Source organism: Acinetobacter brisouisimilis, assembly GCF_000368265.1.
Lineage (GTDB): Bacteria > Pseudomonadota > Gammaproteobacteria > Pseudomonadales > Moraxellaceae > Acinetobacter.
This window is the reverse complement of record NZ_KB851219.1, coordinates 2,256,617-2,279,976: the sequence shown is the minus strand read 5'-3', so window position 1 is coordinate 2,279,976 and position 23,360 is coordinate 2,256,617. Positions and strand designations below refer to the sequence as shown.

Below are 23,360 nucleotides of genomic sequence, written 5' to 3'. Positions count from 1 at the left end.
CATCTTATTTTTTAAATCAGATGCTTGAAGCTCATCCGTTCTTTTGTTTTGCCAAAAGAACCAAAAACATTTGCCATTCGCAAAACTCGGCAAATTTCTACACTTTATTGATAAATCGCAAAAACACGATCTTTTCAAAGTATGGTTGCCTCGAACAGTTGCGAATGGCACTTCCATGAATCCAATTTAATCTAAGTAAATTTTGGATAAATGAATTTTTGAATATTAAGGACGCAGTAAGACTTTCCCTTTTTTACCAGCACTTAGACTGCGTTTGACTGCTTGCCCAATTTCGGCAAAAGGAAAAATCGCTTCAACAGGCAGTTTCAATTCTTGGCTAATAAGACGTTGGATGAGTTCGCTAATCAGGCGTTTTTTATCCGCCACACTCATGTTTTGGCTGACTTTACTGCCCCAAAAACCTTTCACGGTGGCTTGCTTAAAAATCAGATCACCCGAAGCAATTTGCATTGGCTCGCCAAGCTGAGTACCAAAAGATACTAGCGTGCCATTTTCCCCGAGCAAACTGAGTAAATCTGCGCTGGCTTGTCCGCCAATCGAATCCACCGTAGCACGAATCGGCGCACCCGCCACAATCTGCTCGACTTGCTGTTGCCAGCCACTTTGTGCTGTGGAAACTACATGCTGAATGCCCAAAGCCCGTAACTCAGCTACAGCTTCATCACGACGTACAAGATTAATGCTATGCACGCCACGCGACTGTGCCAGCATCGCAAGCGTTTTGCCGACTGTACCATTGGCGGTATTTTGAATGATCCAGTCACCTGCATTGACCTGTAAAAATTCCAGTAACATCAGGGCACTGAGCGGCATAGCGATTAACTGGGCTGCAACTTCATCGGGAATTGCATCGGGCAGTGGAATTACCATACGGTTTGGGGCAATAAAATATTCTACCCACGTACCATGTACAGAAGCCACCGCAACCCGTTGACCCACCTGCAAATGCTGAACCTCTGCACCCACAGCATCAATAATTCCGACAGCTTCACTACCACCAATTGCAGGGAAGCTCGGCTTATAACCATAGCGTCCACGTACCATCCACAAATCATGGTGATGAATCGGCGCGAGAAGGGTACGAATCCGTACCTGATCAGGCTGCAACTCAGGTACAGGCTGCTCAGCCAGATGTAGCACGTCTTCAGGTTCGCCAAAGCGATCGTGAATTAAACCTTGCATGAATATTACTCCTGAGTTGGTTTCAGCATATTTTGTAATTGCTGATACGCTGCGGCGTAAGGGGCACGTAAACGTAAATTGGATTCGCCTTGTGGGCTTTGCACCACAATCGGTTTTGCATGACTAAAGCGTCTGAAACCGTGAACGCCGTGGTATGCACCAATGCCAGATGCACCAACACCGCCAAACGGCAAGGTTTCAATCACCACATGGGTCATTACGTCATTCACCACCAACGCACCCGAGGTAGTTCGCTCAGCAAAATGCTGCTGTGCTGCGGCATCTTCCGCGAAGTAATAGGCAGCCAGTGGGCGCGGATGATCATTGATATAGTCAATGGCTTGCTGTTCGTACTGATAGGTCTTGATTGGCAAGATTGGGCCAAAAATTTCTTCCTGCATCACCAGCATGTCATCGCTGACATTCAACACCAAGGTCGGCACAATTTTACGGGTGGTATCATCGTGTGTTGTTTCTTGCGTATGTGCAGTCAGCGGAATTAAGGTTGCGCCTTTGGCTTGGGCATCCTCTAACACATGCAATAAACGCTGATAATGCCGCGGGTTAATAATCGCAGTGTAATCAGGATTGTCTTGGAAATGATTAAAGCTCTCTGCCATAAATTGCTGCGCAATCGCTACAAAATCGTGCTGTTGCTGTTCAGGCAACAACACATAATCAGGTGAAATACAGATTTGCCCTGCATTGAAGGTTTTCACCGTCAAAATGCGTTGCACCGCCTGTTCAAGCTTGGCATCAGGTGCAATTACTACAGGGGACTTACCGCCAAGTTCCAACGTCACAGGCACAAGATTTTCTGCGGCAGCACGCATTACATGCCGTCCAACTTGGCTACTCCCTGTAAACACCAAATGATCAAAAGGTAGGGCACTAAATGCTGCACCCATCTCAGCATCACCTGTGACCACACCCAGTTCCAGCGCATCGAAATATTGCGGAACCAATTCTGCCAACAGGGCAGAGGTTTTTGGCATCAGTTCAGAGGGTTTGATTAAGGCGCGGTTGCCTGCGGCAAATACACCTGCCAATGGACTAAAGGCAAGATTTAGCGGGAAATTCCATGGACTGATAATCCCTACCACACCGAGCGGTTGCTGATGGATCTCGGTACGCATCTCAGCATACGGTGCAGCGACAATCTCAGGTTTCGTCCATTCAGCCAGTTGTTCTTGGGCATAACTCAACGCAGCAACAGAAGCCAAAATGTCTGACACCAAACTTTGGTAAGCACTGCGATGCCCAAAATCTGACGAAATCGCAGCAATCAGTGCTTCACGATTTTCAATCAGTAATTTTTTGGCACGTTCCAAACGGTCATGGCGTAGTTCCAGACTGGCAGGCGCAGCTTGAGCATGCGCTTGGCGCATGGCTGCCAAGCGTTGCTGTAAGGTTGTAATATCCATCTGAAGCGCTTAAGCCGCTGGGTTCAGCAAAGCGAGTAGCTGTTCTGCAACAGCTTCCGAGCTGGCAGGGTTTTGCCCTGTCACCAAATGCCCTTCGGTGATAATGAAAGACTGCCAGTCTGCACCTTTTTGATAGTGTGCGCCTTGCGCTGTAAATTCATCTTCAATTAAAAATGGCACAACGTCAGTCAGCCCAACCGCAGCTTCTTCACTGTTGGAAAAGCCTGTAACCTTTTTACCTGCGACGAAAGATTCACCTGCTGCGGTTTTGACATATTTGAGTACTGCAGGGGCATGGCAGACCAAGCCCATTGGTTTACCTGCACGGTCAAAATATTCAAGTAGCGCAATTGAAGCGGCATTTTCAGTCAGATCCCAAAGTGGGCCGTGACCCCCTGGATACATCACCGCATCAAAGCCAGTGACATCAACCTCAGCAAGGGCATGGGTGTTTGCCAATAGTGCCTGAGCTTCAGCATCTTGCTCAAAACGACGGGTTGAATCCGTCTGGAAATCAGGTTCGTTACTTTTAGGATCAAGTGGCGGTTGTCCACCTTGAGGTGAGGCTAATGTGATTTCTGCTCCCGCATCTTTAAACACATAATACGGCGCAGTAAATTCCTCTAGCCAAAAACCAGTTTTATGACCTGTGTTGCCTAAGCGGTCATGTGAAGTCAGTACCATTAAAATTTTCATCATATTCTCCAAAATACCTTAAGCGCTCGCTTGACCAAGCATAAATTCTGTTGCCCGTAGTGCATCGTGCATTGGGTCTTTGTTTTGACTGAGTTTGCTGAGCAGGGCAGCACCGAGCCACATCTGGTACAGTACTTGTGCAGTGGCAGCAGGGTTGCTGCACAATTGCATCGAACCTTCATTAACACCGCGTTGTAGTAATTCACTGAGACGAGCTAAGAGAGCTTGCACGCCTTGGTGCATGATTTGGCGCATATCTTCCGATAAATCAGCCACTTCAGCCGCAAGTTTGACAATCAGACAGCTTTCAGCCCATCCTGTGTCGGATTGTTCTGGGTCTTGAATCCATGCCTGAAAATAGCTCAGTAACTGTGTGCGCGCTGACACTTCAGGCTGGCTCCAGAGGCTAGACAAACGTTGCCCATAGTTGCTGATATAGTGTTGCAGCAGTTCACAACCGAACACTTCTTTAGAGGCAAAGTAGTGATAGAACGAACCTTTGGGAACACCACTGGTTTTTAAAATTTCCTGCAAACCGACACCGACAAAGCCTTTGTGCAGCACCAGCTCAAAGCCTGTATCTAAAATATGCTGTCGAGTTTGTTCTGCTTTTTTGCTGAGGGTCATCGGGTTACCTATTTTAAAATAGACCAGTCGTCTATTAATTAGATTACAGTAAATTATTTTCTTGTCAATTGGGGTAAATAGGGGAACAGATATAGTTAAAAATGATGGAAATGGTTATAAATTCAAAAGCTTTAGAAAAATACAGAAAGGAACAGCATAAGATTTTTACAAAAGACTACAATTGTAGGGCGGATTCGCGAAGTGGCACAGTTTTACCATCCGAACAATTCGTGTTTAGCTCGTAATGTACTTTGTTTTCAATCCAAGAAGGCAACAATCATGGCACATGATATGCATTAAAAAATTGTTTTTAATTAATTGGATTGTTGCGTAATTTTGCTCAGTTCCTGACAGGTTGGGCTGCGAATTTCGCATTGATTTTCGTTAACGGGTTGTATCAGTTTCAATATAATCTGTTTGGCATTTTTCTTGTCTAGAGGTCTTTGTTAAACTAGATCTTTAGATTTTTCTCTCTGCGCATATGTCGGCACTTTCGCATTATTTACAACAGCAACAGTTTTGTCTGGTTCTTGAACAGATCGTGTCTAAGCGTACAGAATTACCGCCGATATCGACTTTGGCAGGCTTACCCTGTGTCATGGCATTTGCGGATCGCGTGCATGCCGATGATGATCCATCACCTATCACTTTGGCTCAGAGTGTCAGGACTGATCAAGCCAAGCTGCTGCACTTCTCGGGTAAAACGCGTGATGTTAAAGATTTACAGCAGTTTGTCGAACAAGCAAAACAGCAAAATATGCGTGATCTGCTATTACTCACAGGCGATAAGCTCAAACAGCACAACTTTGGCAAGCAAGATCCACGACAACGCACACGTTATCTAGAGTCAGTCAGCGCGTTAATGTGGGTGAAAGCGCATGCACCTGATATGTCTTGTGGTGTAGCGTTCAACCCATTTAAATATACTGAAAGTGAAGAACAAGCCCAGTATCTCAAATTTGAAAAAAAGCAGCGTGCAGGCACAGATTTTGTGATTACCCAGTTGGGTTATGATCTAAATAAAATTTTGAAATTTAAACAGTTTGTAGATGCAAGTATCCAGCCTTGCCCTGTGTTGGCATGTGTGATGCCATTGACCTATCGCCGTGCCAAATTCATGGTCAAGCAACAGGTGGCAGGCATTGAAATTAGCCCGCATTTATTGCAACACTTGAAAGCCGAGCAGCAACAAAATGCCGCATGGGCAGAGCAACGGGTTTATGCACGTGCCGCACTGCAAATCTGGATTTACCGACACTGGGGGCTGGCAGGCATTCATGTGTCAGGCTGTCAAAACCCAGAGCAACAGGCTTTGCTGGAACAGGCGTTAGCTCAGTATCAGACATGGACACTGGAGCAATGTTTGATGGAGTGGAATCATCTGTGCAAGATTGTGCGTGGTGATGAAATGCAGCCCGATTTATCGACTGCCTATCCGCAGCAGCAACCTTCAGTCCTGAAATATCAGGTTTTACAAGTTACCCATGACTGGTTATTTGACAGTGCACTGGCGCAAAAAATCGGGCGTTTTGTGTTTCAACTAGGGTTTTGGCAACAAGGATTGGCTGCCAAGAGTATTTTGGCTGTTGAATATGTCAGTAAACATGCCGCCGTGGGGTGTGAAAGTTGTGGGCAATGCCGTTTGGCTGAAACCCTGTATATTTGCCCCGAAACCTGTCCTAAAGGTTTAGCCAATGGACCGTGTGGCGGAACGAGGTTAGATCGCTGCGAATTTACGGATCGGGAATGTATTCACAGTCAAAAATACCGTCTGGCCAAGCAGGTCGGGCAGCAGGATATTTTACGTCGTGAACTGATTCCTGCTGTGCCTGTGGAATTGCGCCAGACTAGCTCATGGGTCAACTGGTTTAACCCGAAAAGCCATTGATTTTTGCTTTATTATTTGAAAATTTTTACGGCAAAATTTCTTGCAAAAAATGACTGTAAAAGAATGTAAAAAAACCAATTATGGTATTTTTTAACAAGGTATTTGCTGGCAACATCGCACATAATGAAAAAAATGGGCTAAAAAACGGATAAAACATTGGATATTGCAGTCATTGGTAGTGGCATGGCTGGGCTTGCTACTGCAAGAATTCTCAAAGATGCAGGACATAATATTACCGTATTTGAATCGTTGCCCGGACGAGGCATGGACAGTCATACGGTCGAGTTTGATGGTGGGATTATTGATGCGCCACTGCGTGTCATGAATCCGTATTTATGGAAAAATACCTTAAGTCTTGCAACTTACTTAGGTATTAAAACCTTTCCAGTGCGTACCTATATGGCATGTAGCTGGTTGTTTGAAGATAAAACCGAAACGTGGCTGACCACTTCACGTGCACCGATTGGGAATTTCCCGATCATCAATAACCGTAAAGGCTTACAACAATACGGTGTGCGTTTGGTCAAAGGCATGCTCCAGCTTAAAACTGCAATTCACCGTTTCTTTAAATCGAAAAATCAGAATATTACCCTGACTGAATTTATTAATAAAAACGATATTGAAGAAGTGTTCTGGCATGGCGCAGTGATGCCAGTGCTGTATACCATTTGTACCTGTAACCCGAAAACTATTGGCGAATGGCCAGCAAAACCATTACTGGTGTTTTTAAGCCAGTTGACCAGTGGTGTTGAATTGTTGCGTTTGCAAGGTGGTACGCCAGCTTTTGTGGCTAAGCTGATTGAAGGCATTACCATTCATAACGGCGCTGCGGTAACGAAAGTTGAGTTCAAAGATGATAAAGTCTTTGTTGAAAATCAGGCAGGTACACAGCAATTATTTGACCGCGTGATTGTAGCAACTCCAACCAATAAAATTGAAGATTTCCTCAATCCAGAACAGTTTGCTGAAGATTTACAGCTTTTAAAACAGTTCCGTTTTGAAGAAGGCGATTTAGTGATTCATACTGATGCAACTGTGATGCCACCACGTCGTAAAGACTGGGCAGTACTCAGCTACATGATGGATCGACATTTTACCCGTCAGCAATTTACGGTTTGGATGAACGCGATTGAACCGACTTTGGTGGGTAAAAACCCTGTGTTCCAGACATGGCGTCCTGTGACACCGATCGACCCGAAAAAAGTCATTTCTACAGTGAAACTTACTCGCGCAGTGGTAAATTCTCAAACTGTAGAGCTTAGTCAGGAATTACAGCGCCGCCAAAAAGCGTCAGATCGTAAAGTCTACTTCTGTGGTTCATGGTCATGTGATGGCTTGCCAATCTTGGAGTCTGCAGTAACTTCTGCGATGCAGATTGCCAAGAATCTAGGTGCGCCAATTCCATTTGTAGGATTAAAACCAAAACCAGAAGTTGCCCCAGAATTGGGTTACTAATTTGCAATTTCTGCAACGTCTACGCCAGAAACTTCCCCAGCATAAATATGCGATTAATACGCAAATGTTGGGGGATTCTGCCACGCTGGCGTGGAGTAATCTGGGCTTGTGGTCTGCACAAGCCCAAACTTATGTGCAGGCATGTGAACAGCTTGCCGAGCATCTCGCACAGAGTATTCAACTTACAGCACAAGATCGCCTGCTCGATTTAGGTTGTGGGCATGGTGCAAGCCTGCAATACTGGGCGCAGCATTATGCTGTGCAGCATATTGAAGCGGTGGAAATACAAACCGCCTGTATTGAAAAAATTCAGCAACAAGCTTTGGCCTGTGTGCATGCTGCGCATCAGCGCTCTTTTATGAATTTAAATGCTGAATGTTTTGAGCAGAAATTTGATGCAATAGTTTGTCTGGATGCGCTGTATCATTATGATTTAAAAAAATTCATTGCGCAGATTCCAGCACTTTTACAACCCAAAGGGCGAATTGGTTTTCATTATTTGTTATTCAATGACAACTGGTCAAAAGCCAGTTTTCTGAGTAAACAGCGTGATCAGTACCTGTTAAAACTTGCCGATGTGCAACTCCAACATCTAATGTACCAAACGGAACTTGAACAAGTGTTAACACAGCATGGCTTTGAGCACATTCAAATACAGATTTTGTCTGAACCTGTATTGGGTGGTTTTGCTCAGTACGTGCAACAGGAACTTCAGTTACATGGTTTTCAGCATGATCTGAATGCTTTAAAAATTCAAATGACAGCCAAATTGTGCCAGCAATTATTTCAAGAACAACGTATTGATTATGTACAGGTTACTGCAACCTTGGCTTAATTCTGGGTGATGATGACGCTATTTAGTCATCATTTTACTGGATACGTGTGAACGATTAAAAAAATAGTGCAGAAAATACCATGGCAATAAAAGATGATCTAGCCAAGAGCAAAAGGAAAGCTTTTACAACTCTCATTTGAATCACAATAAAATTTAGCTCTCAAGCAAAAATAATGCAAAGTGCCAACATAAATCTTTGAGGCAGTATCGCCGTGATTGGATTTGATCCATTAGGTGGGATTTTAAATGCTTCCAGCCAAATCACAATTTAACAACTGATTTTAATTGCATAAAAAAAGCCCCAAGTAAAAACTTGGGGATTTTAGAATTTGATGGTGCCGACACACGGATTCGAACTGTGGACCTACTGATTACAAGTCAGTTGCTCTACCAACTGAGCTATGTCGGCAACGTGGCGAGAATTTTACTGGATTTGGGTAAAAGGTCAAGCCAAAAAATGAACAATTGATTGATATGAAAAAAATAAAGAGGGCATAAGCCCTCTTTATTGAATTTTAAAATCTTAGAATGCGTAACGTAGACCTAGAGTCACGTCATGAGCATCGATTTTTACTTTATTTTCTACTTCGACAGTGTCAGAAGTGCTTTTGTTAATATAGTGAAGTCTGTTGGTAACATTACCACCATTGAGATAGCGGTAACCTAGATCTAAATGAAGTTTAGGGCTGATTTCATACGCAAACCCAGCTCCCACGCCCAATGCGATATGTGATTTTGTGTTTGAACCGATACCATCTTCAATAATTGCTGTGCTACTAGTAAGCACAGCACCTGTCTTTAATTTAGTATGTGCTAAACCAACACCTGCTGAAAGGTATGGTGTAAAACGCGAATGGTTTGTAAAGTCATAATAACCGTTGAGCATATAGCTTTGTAAGGTCAGGTCATGCTTATAGTTAATGTTATCAATATTCAAGCTGCCTACAGATAGAACAGGTGAACCAGACGCAGACGAGTGAAGTGCAGCTTTATCGTGATAGGCATATTCTACTTCTAAACGTACTGGTACGTTATATGCGGGAGCAAAATTAACACCATAAGCAATGTTGCCAGTGAAAACTGTTTTGCTATCATCACTTAATTTGACAGAGCTGGTTTCACTTTTAGAGGTTGCAAGGGTCTTATAAGTAAAAGAAGATTTATTATCGTAGTTAGAAACTGAACTTACGCCAAATTTAGCTGAAACGTAAGCAGATTCAGCCAGAGTCACGGCATGGCTAGAAACGCTAGCAGAAAAACAAGAGAGTGCGATGACTGATAATGTAAATTTTTTCATTGTTAACCTTTAGTTAGTTTAACTTGTTATTAATTTTGAATTTTTATTTTACAAAAAATATACATTTTATCAATATAAAATTCATTTTTTTATTTTTGGTCAAATAAAAAGATGACATAGAGTCATCTTTTTAAAATCTTTAATAAAAATTATTAGCTTACAAACGCATTTCAATGCCTTGTGCTGCCAAGAATTGTTTGGCTTCTGGAATAGTATGCTGACCAAAGTGGAAAATACTGGCAGCCAAAACTGCGTCTGCGCCACCTTTTAGAATCCCGTCAGCCAAATGCTGTAAGGTGCCGACACCACCAGAAGCAATGGTTGGAATCGTCACGCGGTCATTAATCGCACGCATTAAAGCAAGGTCATAACCTGCCTTGGTCCCATCGGCATCCATACTGGTAATCAGTAATTCACCTGCACCATAGTCTGCCATTTTAACCGCCCATTCAATGGCATCAATCCCTGTTGGTTTACGGCCACCATGGGTGAAAATTTCCCATTTATTCTCGCCCGTTTTCTTGGCATCAATCGCAACCACAATACATTGTGCGCCAAAACGCTGTGAGGCTTCCTGAACAAATTCAGGGTTAAATACCGCAGCAGAGTTAATGCTGACTTTATCTGCACCTGCATTCAGGAGGAGGCGGATATCTTCAACTTTACGTACGCCACCACCAACAGTTAGAGGAACAAAAACACTTTCTGCCATGCGTTCTACAGTACGATACGTGGTGTCACGTCCATGATGGGTTGCAGTAATGTCGAGAAAGGTGATTTCATCGGCACCTTGTTCGTTATAACGGCGTGCAACTTCAACAGGATCACCTGCATCACGAATATCTAAAAATTGTACGCCTTTCACTACGCGGCCATTATCAACGTCAAGGCACGGAATAATACGTTTTGCAAGCATTGTGACATCCAAATGTATCGGTCTATGGAAAGAAAGTTCCCGAGGATGGGTGACATCTTGGTAAACTATGCGCACATTCTACCAAACTTATTTTGTTTCACGCAGGTTTTCTATGTCGGTTTACACTCCTTTGAGTTTAGATGAAGTTCAGCAGTTTTCTGAGGCCTATGGATTGGAGGTGGTTGAACTCATTCCGATTCAAGGGGGTATTCAAAACACCAACTATTTTATTGTCACCCAAGATCAGAAACAGTTTGTTTTGACCGTCTTTGAAAATGAAACAGAACAAAGTGCAGGGGAACTGGTTCCTGTCCTGCAACAGTTGGCTGCACACGGTGTTCCTGTCGCTGCACCGCTGATTCATCATGATCGTGCGATTCATTATATTGTGGGTAAACCTGCACAAGTTGCACCACGGGTTTGGGGTGAACATCCTGAAACGACAACCACGGCACAAGTCGCTGAAATTGCTACAGCACAGGCGAAGCTGCATGTTGCACTACAAGATTTTCCACTGACGCGCAGTCATAGCCGTGATCATGTCTACTGGACAGCGATTGGGCAAAGCCTAAAAAACAATATGTCCGCAGAAGATGCCGCACTGATGGAACATGTCTATGCGGTATTTGCCGAATATCAGGCACAGTATCCGCAACGTCCAAAAGGCTGGGTACATTCAGACTTGTTCCGTGACAACACCTTATTTGAAGGCGATGAATTAAAAGGAATCTTGGATTTCTTTGAACTGAATTTTGATGAATTGCTGTTTGACGTTGCGATTACCATTAATGATTTTTGTAGCCAGTTCCCAAATGTGGAGTTGGACGCGGATAAATTACAAGCCTATTTAGATGCGTATCAACAGATTCGTGCACTGACTGCCGATGAACAAGCCTGCTTAAATGTGTATTTGGCCATGGCAGCCTGCCGTTTCTGGTTCCTACGTTTAAATGTGGCACGTCTCAATGCCGAGCAGGGGCGTGGCGGTGAAGATGTGCATTGCAAGAACCCAAATGAAATGCGTGCCATGCTACAGCAGCGCTTAAGTCTCGTGTCTGGAGAAAAATAAAAAATGCGTGATCAAGGGCGCTTAGTGGAATGGTTCGATGATCAGGGTTACGGATTTATTCAACCTGATGATTTAAGCAAAGCACGAGTCTTTTTGCATATTAAAGATTTTGCCCAGCGTGGCCCTCGACCGATCGTTGGCTGCGCTCTTGATTACGTGGTCATTGTAGATGAGCGTGGGCGTTTTCGTGCCAAGCAGGTGGTTTATCTCAAGGCAAGTCAGACAAAAAATACCCGTCAAACCAGTCAGTTGGTGTCTAAACCACATTCATCACTTCACCCGATTGCGATAGTTATCGGAGTATATGTTCTGTTTTTGCTGGTGGCGATCGGACTTCGGGCTTTACCAAGCTGGTTGCTGCTGTATAGCTTGCTGATCAATGCCTTGTGCTACTGGCAATATACTCAAGATAAAAGTGCCGCACAGCAAAACCAACGCCGTGTGCCTGAGCAAACCTTACACTTACTTTCATTGCTCGGAGGATGGCCTGCGGCGTGGTTTGCACAACAAAAGTTACGTCATAAAACCCAAAAGCAACCTTTCCGTCAAATTTATTTTGCTACGATTGTGCTGAATATCATGCTGTTATGTGCATTGATTGCACTGTTGCCGAAGTTCATGCACTAGATCGGGGAGAAAGGAATGTACGTTGAAGCTGAGTTGCAGCCAAAAAGAAATCTGACTTTGCTGTTGTATGTGTTATATGGCTTTGCGATGTTCTCTGCTGGAGTTTTGGCAGTTGTGGCGCTGATTGTAAATTATGTGAAGCGTGATGCAATGCAGGGGACGATTTATGCCAGTCATTTTACCTGGCAAATCCGCACAGTCTGGTGGTATCTGGTTTGGAATGTCGTCGGTGTGCTGCCATTTGGCTATTTGTTCTTTAGTTTTGATCAACCCAATGTTTTTATTGGTACATTACTGACAGCGTTTATCTTTTGGGGGCTGGTCGCAACCGTTTCATGGATCTGGATTGTCTATCGGGTGATACGTGGCGTGATTGCACTGAATGATGAGCAACCCATGTATGCAGACTAAAAAAGAGCTCTGATGAGCTCTTTTTTATGGGCTTGTGAAGAATTAGATTTTATCTTCATCGAGCAGGATTTGGGCATCGCGCAGGTTCAGTGTGCCTTCATAAATCGCACGACCTGTAATTGCACCTAAAATCCCTGTTTTGCCTTTTAATGCACGCACATCTTCAAGGTCAGTTACACCACCAGAGGCGATAATCGGTAAACCACAGTAGTCTGCCAAAGCCACAGTTTGTTCAACATTGACACCTTGCATCATGCCATCACGCGCAATGTCAGTATAAACAATGCTAGATACACCCGCATCTGCAAAGCGTTTTGCCAAATCAGTTGCTTTAAGGTCAAGCACATTTGCCCAGCCATCGGTTGCCACATAGCCTTCTTTGGCATCGATACCGACAATGATATGTCCAGCAAATTTCTTGCAGGCTTCTTCAACAAATTCAGGCTCTTTCGCTGCTTTTGTGCCAATAATCACAAAAGAAACCCCAGCTTCTAAATAATGTTCGATGGTTTCAAAAGAACGAATCCCGCCACCGATCTGGATTGGTAAATCTGGATGTGCTTTGGCAATCGCTTCAACCACGCCTTTATGAATCGGTGTACCTGCAAAAGCACCATTTAAGTCGACTAAGTGTAAACGACGTGCACCTTCATTGACCCAATGTGTTGCGGTTGCTACTGGATCGTCAGAGAAAACGGTATCGTCTTCCATGCGTCCTTGTTTCAAGCGGACACATTTACCATCTTTAAGGTCAATTGCTGGGATGATGAGCATGCTATGCACCTTATTAAAATTACAATCAGAGAATAATGGGATTTATCTTAGCAAACTATTTTTAAATCATTAATCTTTAATCACTTGGATTTTAGCTTTTCTTGCTGTAACGCTAGATAGATTTTCAGGCTGGCATAGGCATCATTGACAGCATAAGCACGTTGCATGGCCGAAAGTGGCTGCTGGCTCCAGTTGGATAATCTAACGCGCTTCGACTTTGGGAGATATTGCTGCAATAACAGTGCAACCGCAGTTTGAATCCCGACCTGATTGCGATACCCAAAGGATTTGAACTGGTGTGACAGATCAAACATTCCCTCAAGCTGTAACTGATGTTTGTGTAGCAGTTTGCGATCATTTTTCAGGCCGAAACCTACTTTTAAAATATCAGGGTTGGCAAGAAGCTGTTGCAGGGCAGGATGCTGGAACTGATGGTATGAAAATAAAAATGCGTAATGTTCAGTGGCGATCTGGATCAGATGTGGCCCAGTTTGAGTTTCACCTTTTTGAAAAGTGGGTTTGCTTTCTGTATCAAAACCAACAGCTTGAACATGCTGGGTCTGTTGCTCAAACAGCTCAAAATGTTCAGGTTGATGAACATCAATAATCTGCTGGGCATCTAAACCCTGAAAAGCAGGAAGTTGGCTCAGTGTAGTTTTGTCTATAGACATGTAGGATGACAAAAAAATCGACCTATACACTATAGGTCGATTGATCTGCTTGATGAAAGGGTTAAATATCCCATTCCACAAAGTTTTTCAGTAATTGCAGACCTGCTGTATGGCTCTTTTCAGGGTGGAACTGTGTAGCAAACAGATTGTCTTTTAAAATCGCGGTACAGAATTCAATACCATAATCACAAGTTGCAGCAACCACGGCTTGATCTTTGGGTTCAACATAGTAACTGTGTACAAAGTAGAAGCGTGCATCTTGTTCGATGTTGTTCCACATTGGGTGGCTTGGGTCAAGCTGATGAACTTGATTCCAGCCCATGTGTGGTACTTTTAAGCCTTCAAAATGTGGAAAGTGTTTGACTACACCTTCAAAAATACCGAGTGCTTCACTGCCACCATTTTCTTCAGAACTTTCCAATAAAGCCTGCATGCCGACACAAATTGCCAAGACAGGTTTGTTAAATGCTGCGTTGCGAATCACTTCATCAATGCCTGCTTCGCGTATACCTTGAATACAGTCACGCATTGCCCCAACACCTGGAAACACGATTTTATCGGCTTTTGCAATCAGCTTTGGATCGTTGGTGACATCAACTGTTGCCCCGACATGCTCGAGTGCTTTTGCCGCCGAGTGCAGGTTGCCCATGCCATAATCAAGTAAAGCAATACGGGTCATTACAGGCTCCCTTTGGTTGAGGCAATGCTGTCAGCAGCGCGCGGATCAACTTCACATGCCATACGTAATGCACGTGCAAAGGCTTTAAATACGCTCTCAATCTGGTGGTGGCTGTTTTTGCCTTTCAGATTGTCAATGTGCAGGGTCATCAATGCGTGATTGACAAAACCTTGGAAAAATTCCGAGAATAAATCGACATCGAAGGTGCCAATACGCGCACGGGTAAATGGAATGTCCATAAACAATCCTGGACGACCCGAAATATCGACCACAACTCGTGACAAGGATTCATCTAGCGGCGCATAGAAATGTCCATAACGGCGAATGCCTTTTTTGCTGCCAAGTGCCTGAGCAAATGCCTGACCGAGCGTAATGCCACAATCTTCAACCGTATGGTGATCATCAATTTCCAGATCGCCATCGCAATGGATGTCGATGTCAAATAGACCATGCCGCTTGATTTGATCAATCATATGGTCTAAAAAGGGAATTCCAGTATTTAATGTGCCCTGACCCGTACCATCGAGGTTAACCCGAACTCGAATTTTGGTTTCGTTGGTATTTCTGACCACTTCACTGATACGTTGCGTCATAGACACATTCCTCAAAAACGTCAAATTTTGCGATAAAAATAGCTGTGATACTGAACACAGCATATTAATTTGCTCAGGAGGGTTAATCAATGCCTATTACCGTACATGCCTATACTTCGATTGCCGATGAAGATATACGCAATCAACTTGAGCGTTTATACGATACCAGCCCTGAATTTAGCGACGGGCAAGATGCAATTGATCAACTTGAACACAATCTTGCTCAGTATACCTTACTTTATACTGCAGAATTTAATAGCCGTATTATTGGTGCAATTTGGTGTACGGGGAGTGGGGACGAACGTACCTTGCAGTATATCGTGGTACATCCTGCCAACCGTGGACGCGGAGTTGCCGAGCGACTGGTTGCTGAAGTTTGTCGGATGGAACAGGACAAGCAGGTTGAGCATTTTATTCCAGGTTGCGGAGCCATTCATCGTTGTCTGATGCATTTGGGTAAACTACCTCTTATTCCAAGCACACTCAAATAGTGCTGGAAAAATATGCAAATATCATTTTTTTTAAATTAAACCCTTGACGCTTGATGCATTAAAGTGTTTAATACGCCCACATTGGCGCGATAGCTCAGTCGGTAGAGCAACGGATTGAAAATCCGTGTGTCCCCAGTTCGATCCTGGGTCCCGCCACCATATTCGAAAAACCCCAAACTTAAAGTTTGGGGTTTTTTATTTGGCAATGATTTAAAAGCCATAAGATATTTATCTTATGGCGCTGGATGTATAACAATAAAATCTGTGAGTCTTATATTTTTGCTGCTTAATTTTTTAAAAATTAATTATTTAAATCGCAAAGATAAATTTTATTCAATAACTCATCAGTACTGCTTAATACCTCTTTTATTTCAGACTCGCTAGCCCATATCGAAAATGGTGAAGAATTCTCACTTGCGATTCGTATTAATTATCATTTATTATTGCGACCATCCTGGTATGTTTCATATCCAATTGTTCAAGGTATCGCCAATGCGTACGAAATTTTCTGTAAAACAAATGATTCTGGGTGTCCTTGTTTCAGCAGCAAGTATGGTGCAAGTACATGCTGCTGATGCAGAGCAGTCTTTGGTGATTAAAAATCACCGTTTTGAACCTGCAGAAATTAAAGTTGCAGCGAATCAGCGGGTTAAATTGAATGTAAGTAATCAGGATGCCACGCCTGAAGAGTTTGAAAGCCATTCCTTGAGCCGTGAAAAACGCATTCCAGCTGGAACCAATGCGGTCATTTACATTGGCCCGTTAAAACCAGGTCGCTATGAATTTTTTGGCGAATTTAATCCTGAAACGGCCACTGGTGCGGTTGTTGCCAATTAATTAAAGGGTTGGCCATATTTGCAACAGAATTAATCATTTTCAGGGCGACGTTAGAAGCGACCTTGTTTATCGGGATTATTGCTGCATCTAGAAGTGGTCTGGAAAACTGCTTACGCTGGCTGATTTATGCTGGTCTGGGCAAAATCAAGTCACACCGCCTGTTTGCTGTAACTAATGTGCTAATTCTGTGCTAGGCATGCTGCTACATGGTGTCGTGGGCTATCAGGCAACGTCAACCCAGATGCAGATCGTATTTATTTAAGTTCAATCGCCATAATTTGGTTTGCTACTAAAAACTGAAGGCATTTGTTGCTGCAGCGTAAACAGCTGGCTGTAGTCATCTCAAGGGAAAAGGAAATAAAGATGTTATTGAACAAGGGTGTCTTTCAGGCAGGAGCACTATTGAGCCTATTTTTAACAACAGCAGCTTATGCGGACCCCAGTGACTATGTGCGAACCCCGACGGTTGAGTACGGCGAACACGAAATTGATTTTAAAACAGGTGTACAGCGTAATCGTGATGGTAGTTCGGAATCTGCTTATTCTATCGGTTATGGTTTTACGCCAACGCCATGGTGGTTTACTGAAATGTATGCCAAGTATGCCAAACCAGCCGGTGAGTCGACCAATTTTGATGCTTGGGAGTGGGAAAACCGCTTTCAGTTGACTGAGACGGGCAAGTATCCAGTCGATGTTGGCTTTTTACTTGAGGTAGAGCGTCCACAAGATCGCGCAGAAGGTTATGAACTGACTTATGGTCCGATGTTTCAGACATTATGGAACCAATATCAGTTCAACTTTAATGTATTGTTCCAGAGACATGTACATGCCAGTGAAGTTTTTGACACTGAGTTACATTATCAGATGCAGGTAAAGCGTTTGGGTAATACTGAAAAACTGGACTGGGGTGTACAGGCTTTTGGTAACGTGGGTCAGTGGGATAACTGGCGCTCTTCTTCGAAACAAGAATTTAAGATTGGTCCTGCATTGTTTGGCAAAATTAAAACAGGAACTAAACAAGCGATCAGCTGGAATACTGCATTGCTGGCTGGAACAAACGATGCGACACCAAACACGACCTTGCGTTTGCAAATGGAATACGAATTCTAAAATACTGTTGAAAATTTAATCTTGTATCCTTGCTGGAAAATCAAAGCCTCAATCAGGATTGGGGCTTTTGCTTTTTTTGTATTGTTAGTTTTTTAAATATATTGATTTTTAATGTTTTATTTTTAATTTAATCAGATGTGAAGCCTAGATTATGACTAGAGGTTCGCGACTTTCTATATGAAAAATAATGGAAAGCATTTTAGTTTTTATTATAAAAACAGATATTTAAAATGAATACAATATGTTGGTCTTAACAACTCTATATGCTCCCATCATGAAATTGAAGCCTCAACTCCTTGTGCTTGTAGCAGCGCTTCCCTTCTTTGTAACCAATGCATTTGCAACCAATGGTTATTTCATGAATGCTTATAGTATGACGTCACAAGGTAATTCTGGTACATCGATTGCTAACTTTCAGGACAGTTTGACCATTGCCAGCAACCCGGCCGGTCTTAGCTGGATAGGACAACGTGTCGATGCCAGTGCGACCTTGTTTATGCCAGATCGTAAGGCAGATATTGTGGGGAATGGTGCAGGTGCAGATGGTCATTATGATGGGAACAGCCGCAAGTATTTTGTCATTCCGAGTTTTGGTTACAGTCAGCCTATTAATGATCAGTTGACTGCGGGTATCGCTGTCTATGGTAATGGGGGTATGGACACCAATTATAAAAAGAACCCGTATGCTTCTTTTAATAATACGGGTAGTGCAGGGGTGAGTTTAAGTCAGGTATTTATTTCTCCAGCGATTTCTTGGAAATATGCCGATAATCAGTCGATTGCACTGGCAGCCAATATTTTGTATCAACGTTTTCAGGCGAAAGGGATCGGTGGCGACGTCTTCGGTGGTTTTTCCCAAGATAAAAATGCCATGAGTGACCGTGGTAATGATGATTCAACAGGTGTTGGGGCACGTATTGGCTGGTCAGCCAAAGTTAATGATCGATTGACTGTAGGTGCAACCTATGCTTCAAAAATTCATGCCAGTCGTTTTAAAAAGTATGAAGGTCTATTTGCTGGCAATGGCAGTTTTGATGTGCCAGAAAATTATGGTGTTGGGCTGAACTATCAGTTGACGCCAACCCTATCGGTTGCTGCCGATTATCAGCGCATTAACTACTCTGATGTTAAATCGGTGGGTAATCAGCTCGATGTTGCACAGGTGATGGCGGGGAATACTTTTGGAACAGCCAACGGGCCAGGTTTTGGCTGGAAAGATATTAATGTTTATAAGATTTCGGCAACTTATCAGGCATTGCCAAAACTGGCTTTACGCGCTGGATATAGCTATAACGATCAGCCAGTACGAGAAAATCAAGCTTTTCTGAATATTTTGGCACCAGGTGTGGTACAGCAACATGTGAGTGTGGGGGCAACATGGAGTATTGATCCTAAGCAAGATGTGAGCCTTGCTTATACTCGTGCACTGGAAAAAACAGTACATGGTTCAATTTCGCCAGCATTTGGTGGGGGACAGGCGAATTTGAGTATGGATCAGGACATTGTTGGTGTGGAATACAGCTTAAAATTCTAGGTTGATCTTCCAGAATCAAATATCCAAATAGAAAAAAAGCACGCGTTCAGGCGTGCTTTTTTATGGTTGAATTTTCATGGCGATCAACATGAAAATTCAATACTGGGCTTAATTACTCAGCCAGCATTTTACCTGTTGTTTTGAAGTTAACGTGCCAAGAAAGTGCTTCTTCAAGAACGTGAGGAGTTTGACCACCTTTTTCACAAGCACGATCAAAGTAGTCATTCAAAGCAGCTTTATAGTCTGGGTGTGCACAGTTGTCGATGATGGCACGCGCACGTTCACGTGGAGCTAGACCACGAAGATCGGCAAGACCTTGTTCAGTCACTAGAATATCAACGTCATGGTTAGCATGGTCAACGTGAGATGCCATTGGTACTACAGAAGAGATCGCACCGCCTTTTGCAATTGATTTGGTCACAAAGATTGCAATGTTGGCATTACGAGCGAAGTCACCTGAACCACCAATACCGTTCATCATGTGAGTACCGCAAACATGTGTTGAGTTCACGTTACCGTAAATATCGAATTCAAGGGCAGTATTGATACCGATAATGCCTAAACGACGCACGATTTCAGGAATGTTTGAAATTTCTTGTGGACGGAGTACGAATTTGTCTTTGTAATGCGCCAAGTTGCCAAATACGCGGTTACCGCATTTTTCAGACAAGGTCATTGAACAACCTGAAGCAAAGGTCATTTTGCCAGCATCGATCAATTCAAAAGTACAGTCTTGTAATACTTCAGAATACATCACCAAGTTTTCAAAGCTTGAGTGTTTAAAACCTGTCAATACTGCGTTGGCAATTGAACCAATCCCAGCTTGTAATGGTGCTAGATTATGTGGCAAGCGACCTTCAGCAACTTCTTTTTCGAAGAAATCAATCAGGTGGTTTGCAATCGCCTGAGTTTCTTCATCTGGGTCGGTTACGTTAGATGGAGAGTCTGGTGTGTCATTGAAGACAATCGCTGCAATTTTTGCAGGGTCAACGTCAATACCAGTTGTACCAATACGTTGTTCAGAATAAGTTAAAGGAATTGGTTCGCGGTTTGGGCGTGGTGTTGGAATGTAAATATCATGTACGCCTTCAAAATCAGTACTTACAGAAGTATTGATTTCAACAATTACCTTATCAGCATATTCTACAAAGCTTGCAGAGTTACCGACAGAAGTTGTTGGAATGATGCTGCCTGTTTCAGTAATGGCAACAGCTTCAATGATTGCGATTTCAGGGCGTTTAATTTGGTTGCCGCGCATTTGTTCAACAGTTTCAGACAAATGCTGATCAATAAACATGACTTGACCATTGTTAATGGCTTTACGTAACGTATTGTCTACTTGGAATGGCATACGACGAGCTAGAACACCCGCTTCAGTCAACTGTTTGTCTAGGTCGTTTCCTAAACTTGCCCCAGTTACCAGGCTAATTTTTAATGGATTTGTTTTTGCGCGCTTCACTAAAGCCAAAGGTACTGCTTTAGCTTCACCAGCACGAGTAAAACCGCTCATCCCTACTGTCATACCATCCTGAATTAGTTCTGCTGCTTGCTCGGCTGAAATGACTTTGTCATGTAATGAAGCTAAGCGAATACGATCTAATGACATGTTCTACTCTCAAAAAAAATGGATTTTTAAGTTATGCAGAGGGGATTCTACCCTCTGGTCAGGTAATTTTCATGCTTGTTAGGCTAAGGTCTAATTTTTAAAATAAATATGAATATCAAGTAAATAAATGAATTTTAAGTCATTGAAATTAGTTGTTTTATTAAAAATAAATCAAACCTTTGTCTAAATAAAAGATGGTGAATAAATGATCGTTTTATTTCGGGTTTGCAATGCTTTTTCCCAGATGTTCAAAAGAGGGGTTGATCTTTTATAATTTTTCAGCTTTAGCAACAGGCAACAAAATAATCGCTTCAAACCCACCTTCAACACGATTCCGCAAAATCAGTTCACCCTGATGAATATCAACAATGCGTTTCACAATTGCCAGACCTAGACCGCTACCCTGAATGGTACGGGCACTATCACCCCGTACAAAAGGTTGCATCAATTCCTCGATCTGATCGGCGGGAATACCTTCACCATGATCTGCTACGCAAATCTTGATTTTGTCGGCATCAACACTGGCTGAAAGCTCAATCGGTTCTGCACCATAGCGTTTGGAGTTATTGATTAAATTCCCGATCAGACGTTTGAGTGATAAGCTTCGCGCCAAAATGATGGGCAGTGGTTCTGGTGTAAAGCGAATATCCAGAGGTTTAAACTGTACGACTAACTCTTGTAGCAAGGTGTTGATATCGGTATCAGAAAGTTCTTCATCTGACCCATCTCGCATATAGGAAATGAACTGATTTAAAATCGCATCCATATCTTCAACGTCATAAATCAATCCATCACGCAAAAATTCATCAGGGAGCATTTCGGCAGTCAGACGAATACGAGTCAGGGGAGTGCGTAAGTCATGCGAAATGCCTGCTAGCATAATCTGACGGTCTTTCTCGATTTGCTCAAGCGTGTAGATCATATGATTAAACGCTTGGTTAACTTCCCGAATCTCTAAAGGGCCGTGATTGGTGGCTAAAAATGGGGCTTTACCTGTTTTACTATAACTGTTGGCTGCATTTTGCAGACGTTTCAGTGGGCGGTTGAGCTGACGTACCAAAGTTAAAATAATAATGGCAGATAAAATGGGTACACCAAGAAACCACGCTAAAATCAGCTCTAAACTATAGTTCGCATAATTTTTTAAAGGTTCACGAATCCATCCACCATGCATGCTTGGGGTTTGTACCCAAATACTTGGTGTGGGTTTGAATTTAAAAAAGACCGTAACGTCTTCGGGATCTGCATTAATCGCACTTGCCAGACTTTGTTTAATGCTGTCGGTAAAAAAGTCAGCGATCGGTTTATCGACAATCGCTGGGCGCTTGCTATCATCAGTCATGAACTCAACACCTAAACGTTGATTGAGCCACGTATCGACAGAGATTTCTTTGCCGTTATTTATAATTTTAAAATTGGGATTATGGATAATTTCCGATTCAATTGCCAGATAACCTGCGTGTTGTTGGAGTTCAGGCAAGTATAAGGTGCGCCAAATGAACCATAACGACATAAACAGGCTAAAACACACCACAAAAGTCACAAGAACTGTGGTGCGCAGTGCAGCTGAACGCGGTTTTAATTTGTCTACAAAGCGTTCAAATTGGCTTCGTGGTTTTGCATAGTAACCCGAAGAATCGAGAACAATATTATTCTTCGGGTTATTTGGTTCAGCTGTCACGTAAGACCGCCCTTATTCAGCACCATCTGGAACAAATACATAACCTACCCCCCAAACGGTTTGAATATAACGGGCACGTGCCGGATTATCTTCAACCAAACGGCGCAAGCGGGAAACTTGAACATCAATTGAACGTTCCATAGCACCCCATTCACGACCACGAGCAAGGTTCATGAGCTTGTCACGGGTCAACGGTTCACGCGGATGCTGTACCAGTGCTTTAAGGACAGCAAACTCGCCTGTGGTTAAGGTGACCACTTGACCTTCACGGGTCAAGGTGCGAGTCGACAAGTCGAGTGACCAAGGGCCAAAACTCACCACTTCCATATGCTGGCTTGGTGCACCAGGCACTTCACGCACTTGGCGACGTAAAATAGCGCGGATACGTGCAAGCAATTCATTTGGGTTAAATGGCTTTGGTAAATAGTCATCTGCACCTGCATCTAGACCAGAGATACGGTCAGAATCGCTACCACGTGCAGTCAGCATAATGATTGGTGTATCAATATTGGACTGGCGTAAACGACGGCAGATGCTTAAACCATCTTCTACAGGCAGCATGAAATCGAGAACAATTAACGAAAACAACTCACGTTGTAACAGGCGATCCATTTGAGTGGCATCGTGAGCAGTTTTCACGACAAAGCCTTTATCTTCTAAAAAACGTTGTAATAAAGTACGAAGACGGACGTCATCATCTACGACCAAAATTCGTTCAACGCGATCAGTGTCGTGAAGTGCGACATCTTTATTGTCAGCAGGTACCACTAAACTCATGAAGTGCTCCCTTGATTATCATTTATATAATAGTCGATGCTTTGAGTATAATGCTTTCATAATGCTTATGGCTATGTATTAATTTGCTCAAATTAACAAATATATACAGTCGCCTAAGTTATTTTACCTAAATTTTATTCAATTGATTTTATTCGGCTC

At 43.1% G+C, this 23,360-nt stretch carries 23 protein-coding genes and 2 tRNA genes; 11 read left to right on the top strand and 14 right to left on the bottom strand.

The features are described from left to right. Positions 1-225: 225 nt before the first annotated feature. Genes F975_RS14530 through F975_RS14515 form a run of 4 tightly spaced genes read right to left on the bottom strand, consistent with a single transcriptional unit; the run spans position 226 to position 3,950 of the window. Positions 226-1,203 (bottom strand): zinc-binding dehydrogenase, encoded by a 978-nt coding sequence (locus F975_RS14530; RefSeq protein WP_004754650.1) that lies wholly within the window; start codon positions 1,201-1,203, stop codon positions 226-228. A 5-nt stretch (positions 1,204-1,208) separates the two neighbouring features. Further along, a complete protein-coding gene (locus tag F975_RS14525) occupies positions 1,209-2,627 on the bottom strand; it encodes a coniferyl aldehyde dehydrogenase (protein ID WP_004754648.1) in 1,419 nt (472 codons plus the stop codon). A 9-nt stretch (positions 2,628-2,636) separates the two neighbouring features. Next, positions 2,637-3,323 carry a type 1 glutamine amidotransferase domain-containing protein gene (locus tag F975_RS14520; protein WP_004754646.1) on the bottom strand — a complete coding sequence of 229 codons (687 nt, stop codon included), beginning with the start codon at positions 3,321-3,323 and terminating at the stop codon, positions 2,637-2,639. 18 nt (positions 3,324-3,341) lie between these two features. Continuing rightward, complete coding sequence (locus tag F975_RS14515) at positions 3,342-3,950, bottom strand: TetR/AcrR family transcriptional regulator (protein WP_004754644.1); 609 nt, start codon at positions 3,948-3,950, stop codon at positions 3,342-3,344. 481 nt (positions 3,951-4,431) lie between these two features. Here F975_RS14515 and F975_RS14510 point away from each other — a divergent pair, with 481 nt between their 5' ends. The 3 genes from F975_RS14510 to F975_RS14500 all read left to right on the top strand — a co-directional run bounded on the left by F975_RS14510 (position 4,432) and on the right by F975_RS14500 (position 8,128). Further along, positions 4,432-5,838 (top strand): methylenetetrahydrofolate reductase C-terminal domain-containing protein, encoded by a 1,407-nt coding sequence (locus F975_RS14510; protein WP_004754641.1) that lies wholly within the window; start codon positions 4,432-4,434, stop codon positions 5,836-5,838. 156 nt (positions 5,839-5,994) lie between these two features. Next, positions 5,995-7,293 carry an FAD-dependent oxidoreductase gene (locus F975_RS14505; protein ID WP_004754638.1) on the top strand — a complete coding sequence of 433 codons (1,299 nt, stop codon included), beginning with the start codon at positions 5,995-5,997 and terminating at the stop codon, positions 7,291-7,293. 64 nt (positions 7,294-7,357) lie between these two features. Then, complete coding sequence (locus F975_RS14500) at positions 7,358-8,128, top strand: SAM-dependent methyltransferase (RefSeq protein WP_004754637.1); 771 nt, start codon at positions 7,358-7,360, stop codon at positions 8,126-8,128. A gap of 333 nt (positions 8,129-8,461) precedes the next feature. Here F975_RS14500 and F975_RS14495 read toward each other — a convergent pair. The 3 genes from F975_RS14495 to hisF form a co-directional block, all read right to left on the bottom strand. Then, a tRNA-Thr gene (locus F975_RS14495) sits at positions 8,462-8,537 on the bottom strand. 114 nt (positions 8,538-8,651) lie between these two features. Beyond that, entirely contained in the window at positions 8,652-9,425 is a 774-nt protein-coding gene (locus F975_RS14490; RefSeq protein WP_004754635.1) for an outer membrane protein, read from the bottom strand. 157 nt (positions 9,426-9,582) lie between these two features. Further along, positions 9,583-10,341: an imidazole glycerol phosphate synthase subunit HisF gene (gene hisF / locus F975_RS14485; RefSeq protein WP_004754632.1), complete on the bottom strand. Its 759-nt coding sequence runs from the start codon at positions 10,339-10,341 to the stop codon at positions 9,583-9,585. A gap of 112 nt (positions 10,342-10,453) precedes the next feature. On the opposite strand from hisF, the gene F975_RS14480 reads away from it, so the two are divergent. Genes F975_RS14480 through F975_RS14470 form a run of 3 tightly spaced genes read left to right on the top strand, consistent with a single transcriptional unit; the run spans position 10,454 to position 12,448 of the window. Continuing rightward, positions 10,454-11,410 (top strand): homoserine kinase, encoded by a 957-nt coding sequence (locus F975_RS14480; protein ID WP_004754629.1) that lies wholly within the window; start codon positions 10,454-10,456, stop codon positions 11,408-11,410. Positions 11,411-11,413: 3 nt separating this feature from the next. After that, positions 11,414-12,037, top strand: coding sequence for a DUF1294 domain-containing protein (locus tag F975_RS14475; protein WP_004754627.1), 624 nt, complete (start codon positions 11,414-11,416; stop codon positions 12,035-12,037). A 15-nt stretch (positions 12,038-12,052) separates the two neighbouring features. Next, a complete protein-coding gene (locus tag F975_RS14470; RefSeq protein WP_004754625.1) occupies positions 12,053-12,448 on the top strand; it encodes a DUF4870 family protein in 396 nt (131 codons plus the stop codon). A gap of 42 nt (positions 12,449-12,490) precedes the next feature. Here the strand turns inward: F975_RS14470 and hisA are convergent, their stop codons facing one another. From hisA to hisB, 4 genes are all read right to left on the bottom strand, one after another. Next, the gene (gene hisA, locus F975_RS14465) at positions 12,491-13,222 is read right to left on the bottom strand and encodes a 1-(5-phosphoribosyl)-5-[(5-phosphoribosylamino)methylideneamino]imidazole-4-carboxamide isomerase (RefSeq protein ID WP_004754623.1); all 732 of its coding nucleotides are present in this window, start codon (positions 13,220-13,222) and stop codon (positions 12,491-12,493) included. Between the two features lie 80 nt (positions 13,223-13,302). After that, complete coding sequence (locus tag F975_RS14460; protein ID WP_004754621.1) at positions 13,303-13,893, bottom strand: 3'-5' exonuclease; 591 nt, start codon at positions 13,891-13,893, stop codon at positions 13,303-13,305. Positions 13,894-13,954: 61 nt separating this feature from the next. Then, the gene (gene hisH, locus F975_RS14455; protein ID WP_004754620.1) at positions 13,955-14,572 is read right to left on the bottom strand and encodes an imidazole glycerol phosphate synthase subunit HisH; all 618 of its coding nucleotides are present in this window, start codon (positions 14,570-14,572) and stop codon (positions 13,955-13,957) included. Continuing rightward, complete coding sequence (hisB, locus tag F975_RS14450; RefSeq protein WP_004754617.1) at positions 14,572-15,165, bottom strand: imidazoleglycerol-phosphate dehydratase HisB; 594 nt, start codon at positions 15,163-15,165, stop codon at positions 14,572-14,574. Before hisB ends, hisH begins: the two co-directional genes overlap by 1 nt. Before the next feature lie 89 nt (positions 15,166-15,254). Between hisB and F975_RS14445 the strand changes: the two genes are divergently transcribed. The 5 genes from F975_RS14445 (at position 15,255) to F975_RS14425 (ending at position 19,137) form a co-directional block, all read left to right on the top strand. Continuing rightward, positions 15,255-15,656: an acetyl-CoA sensor PanZ family protein gene (locus F975_RS14445; protein WP_004754614.1), complete on the top strand. Its 402-nt coding sequence runs from the start codon at positions 15,255-15,257 to the stop codon at positions 15,654-15,656. A gap of 83 nt (positions 15,657-15,739) precedes the next feature. Next, a tRNA-Phe gene (locus tag F975_RS14440) sits at positions 15,740-15,815 on the top strand. A gap of 333 nt (positions 15,816-16,148) precedes the next feature. Next, positions 16,149-16,493, top strand: coding sequence for a cupredoxin domain-containing protein (locus tag F975_RS14435; RefSeq protein ID WP_004754612.1), 345 nt, complete (start codon positions 16,149-16,151; stop codon positions 16,491-16,493). Between the two features lie 363 nt (positions 16,494-16,856). Further along, the gene (locus tag F975_RS14430; RefSeq protein ID WP_004754610.1) at positions 16,857-17,603 is read left to right on the top strand and encodes a hypothetical protein; all 747 of its coding nucleotides are present in this window, start codon (positions 16,857-16,859) and stop codon (positions 17,601-17,603) included. 274 nt (positions 17,604-17,877) lie between these two features. Further along, positions 17,878-19,137, top strand: coding sequence for an OmpP1/FadL family transporter (locus F975_RS14425; RefSeq protein WP_034426376.1), 1,260 nt, complete (start codon positions 17,878-17,880; stop codon positions 19,135-19,137). Between the two features lie 112 nt (positions 19,138-19,249). On the opposite strand, the gene scpC is transcribed toward F975_RS14425, so the two are convergent. The 3 genes from scpC to ompR form a co-directional block, all read right to left on the bottom strand. Continuing rightward, positions 19,250-20,743 carry a succinyl-CoA:acetate CoA-transferase ScpC gene (gene scpC, locus F975_RS14420; RefSeq protein WP_004754606.1) on the bottom strand — a complete coding sequence of 498 codons (1,494 nt, stop codon included), beginning with the start codon at positions 20,741-20,743 and terminating at the stop codon, positions 19,250-19,252. A 268-nt stretch (positions 20,744-21,011) separates the two neighbouring features. After that, positions 21,012-22,424 carry an ATP-binding protein gene (locus tag F975_RS14415; RefSeq protein ID WP_004754604.1) on the bottom strand — a complete coding sequence of 471 codons (1,413 nt, stop codon included), beginning with the start codon at positions 22,422-22,424 and terminating at the stop codon, positions 21,012-21,014. Between the two features lie 12 nt (positions 22,425-22,436). After that, positions 22,437-23,201 (bottom strand): osmolarity response regulator transcription factor OmpR, encoded by a 765-nt coding sequence (ompR, locus tag F975_RS14410; protein ID WP_004754602.1) that lies wholly within the window; start codon positions 23,199-23,201, stop codon positions 22,437-22,439. Positions 23,202-23,360 lie beyond the last annotated feature (159 nt).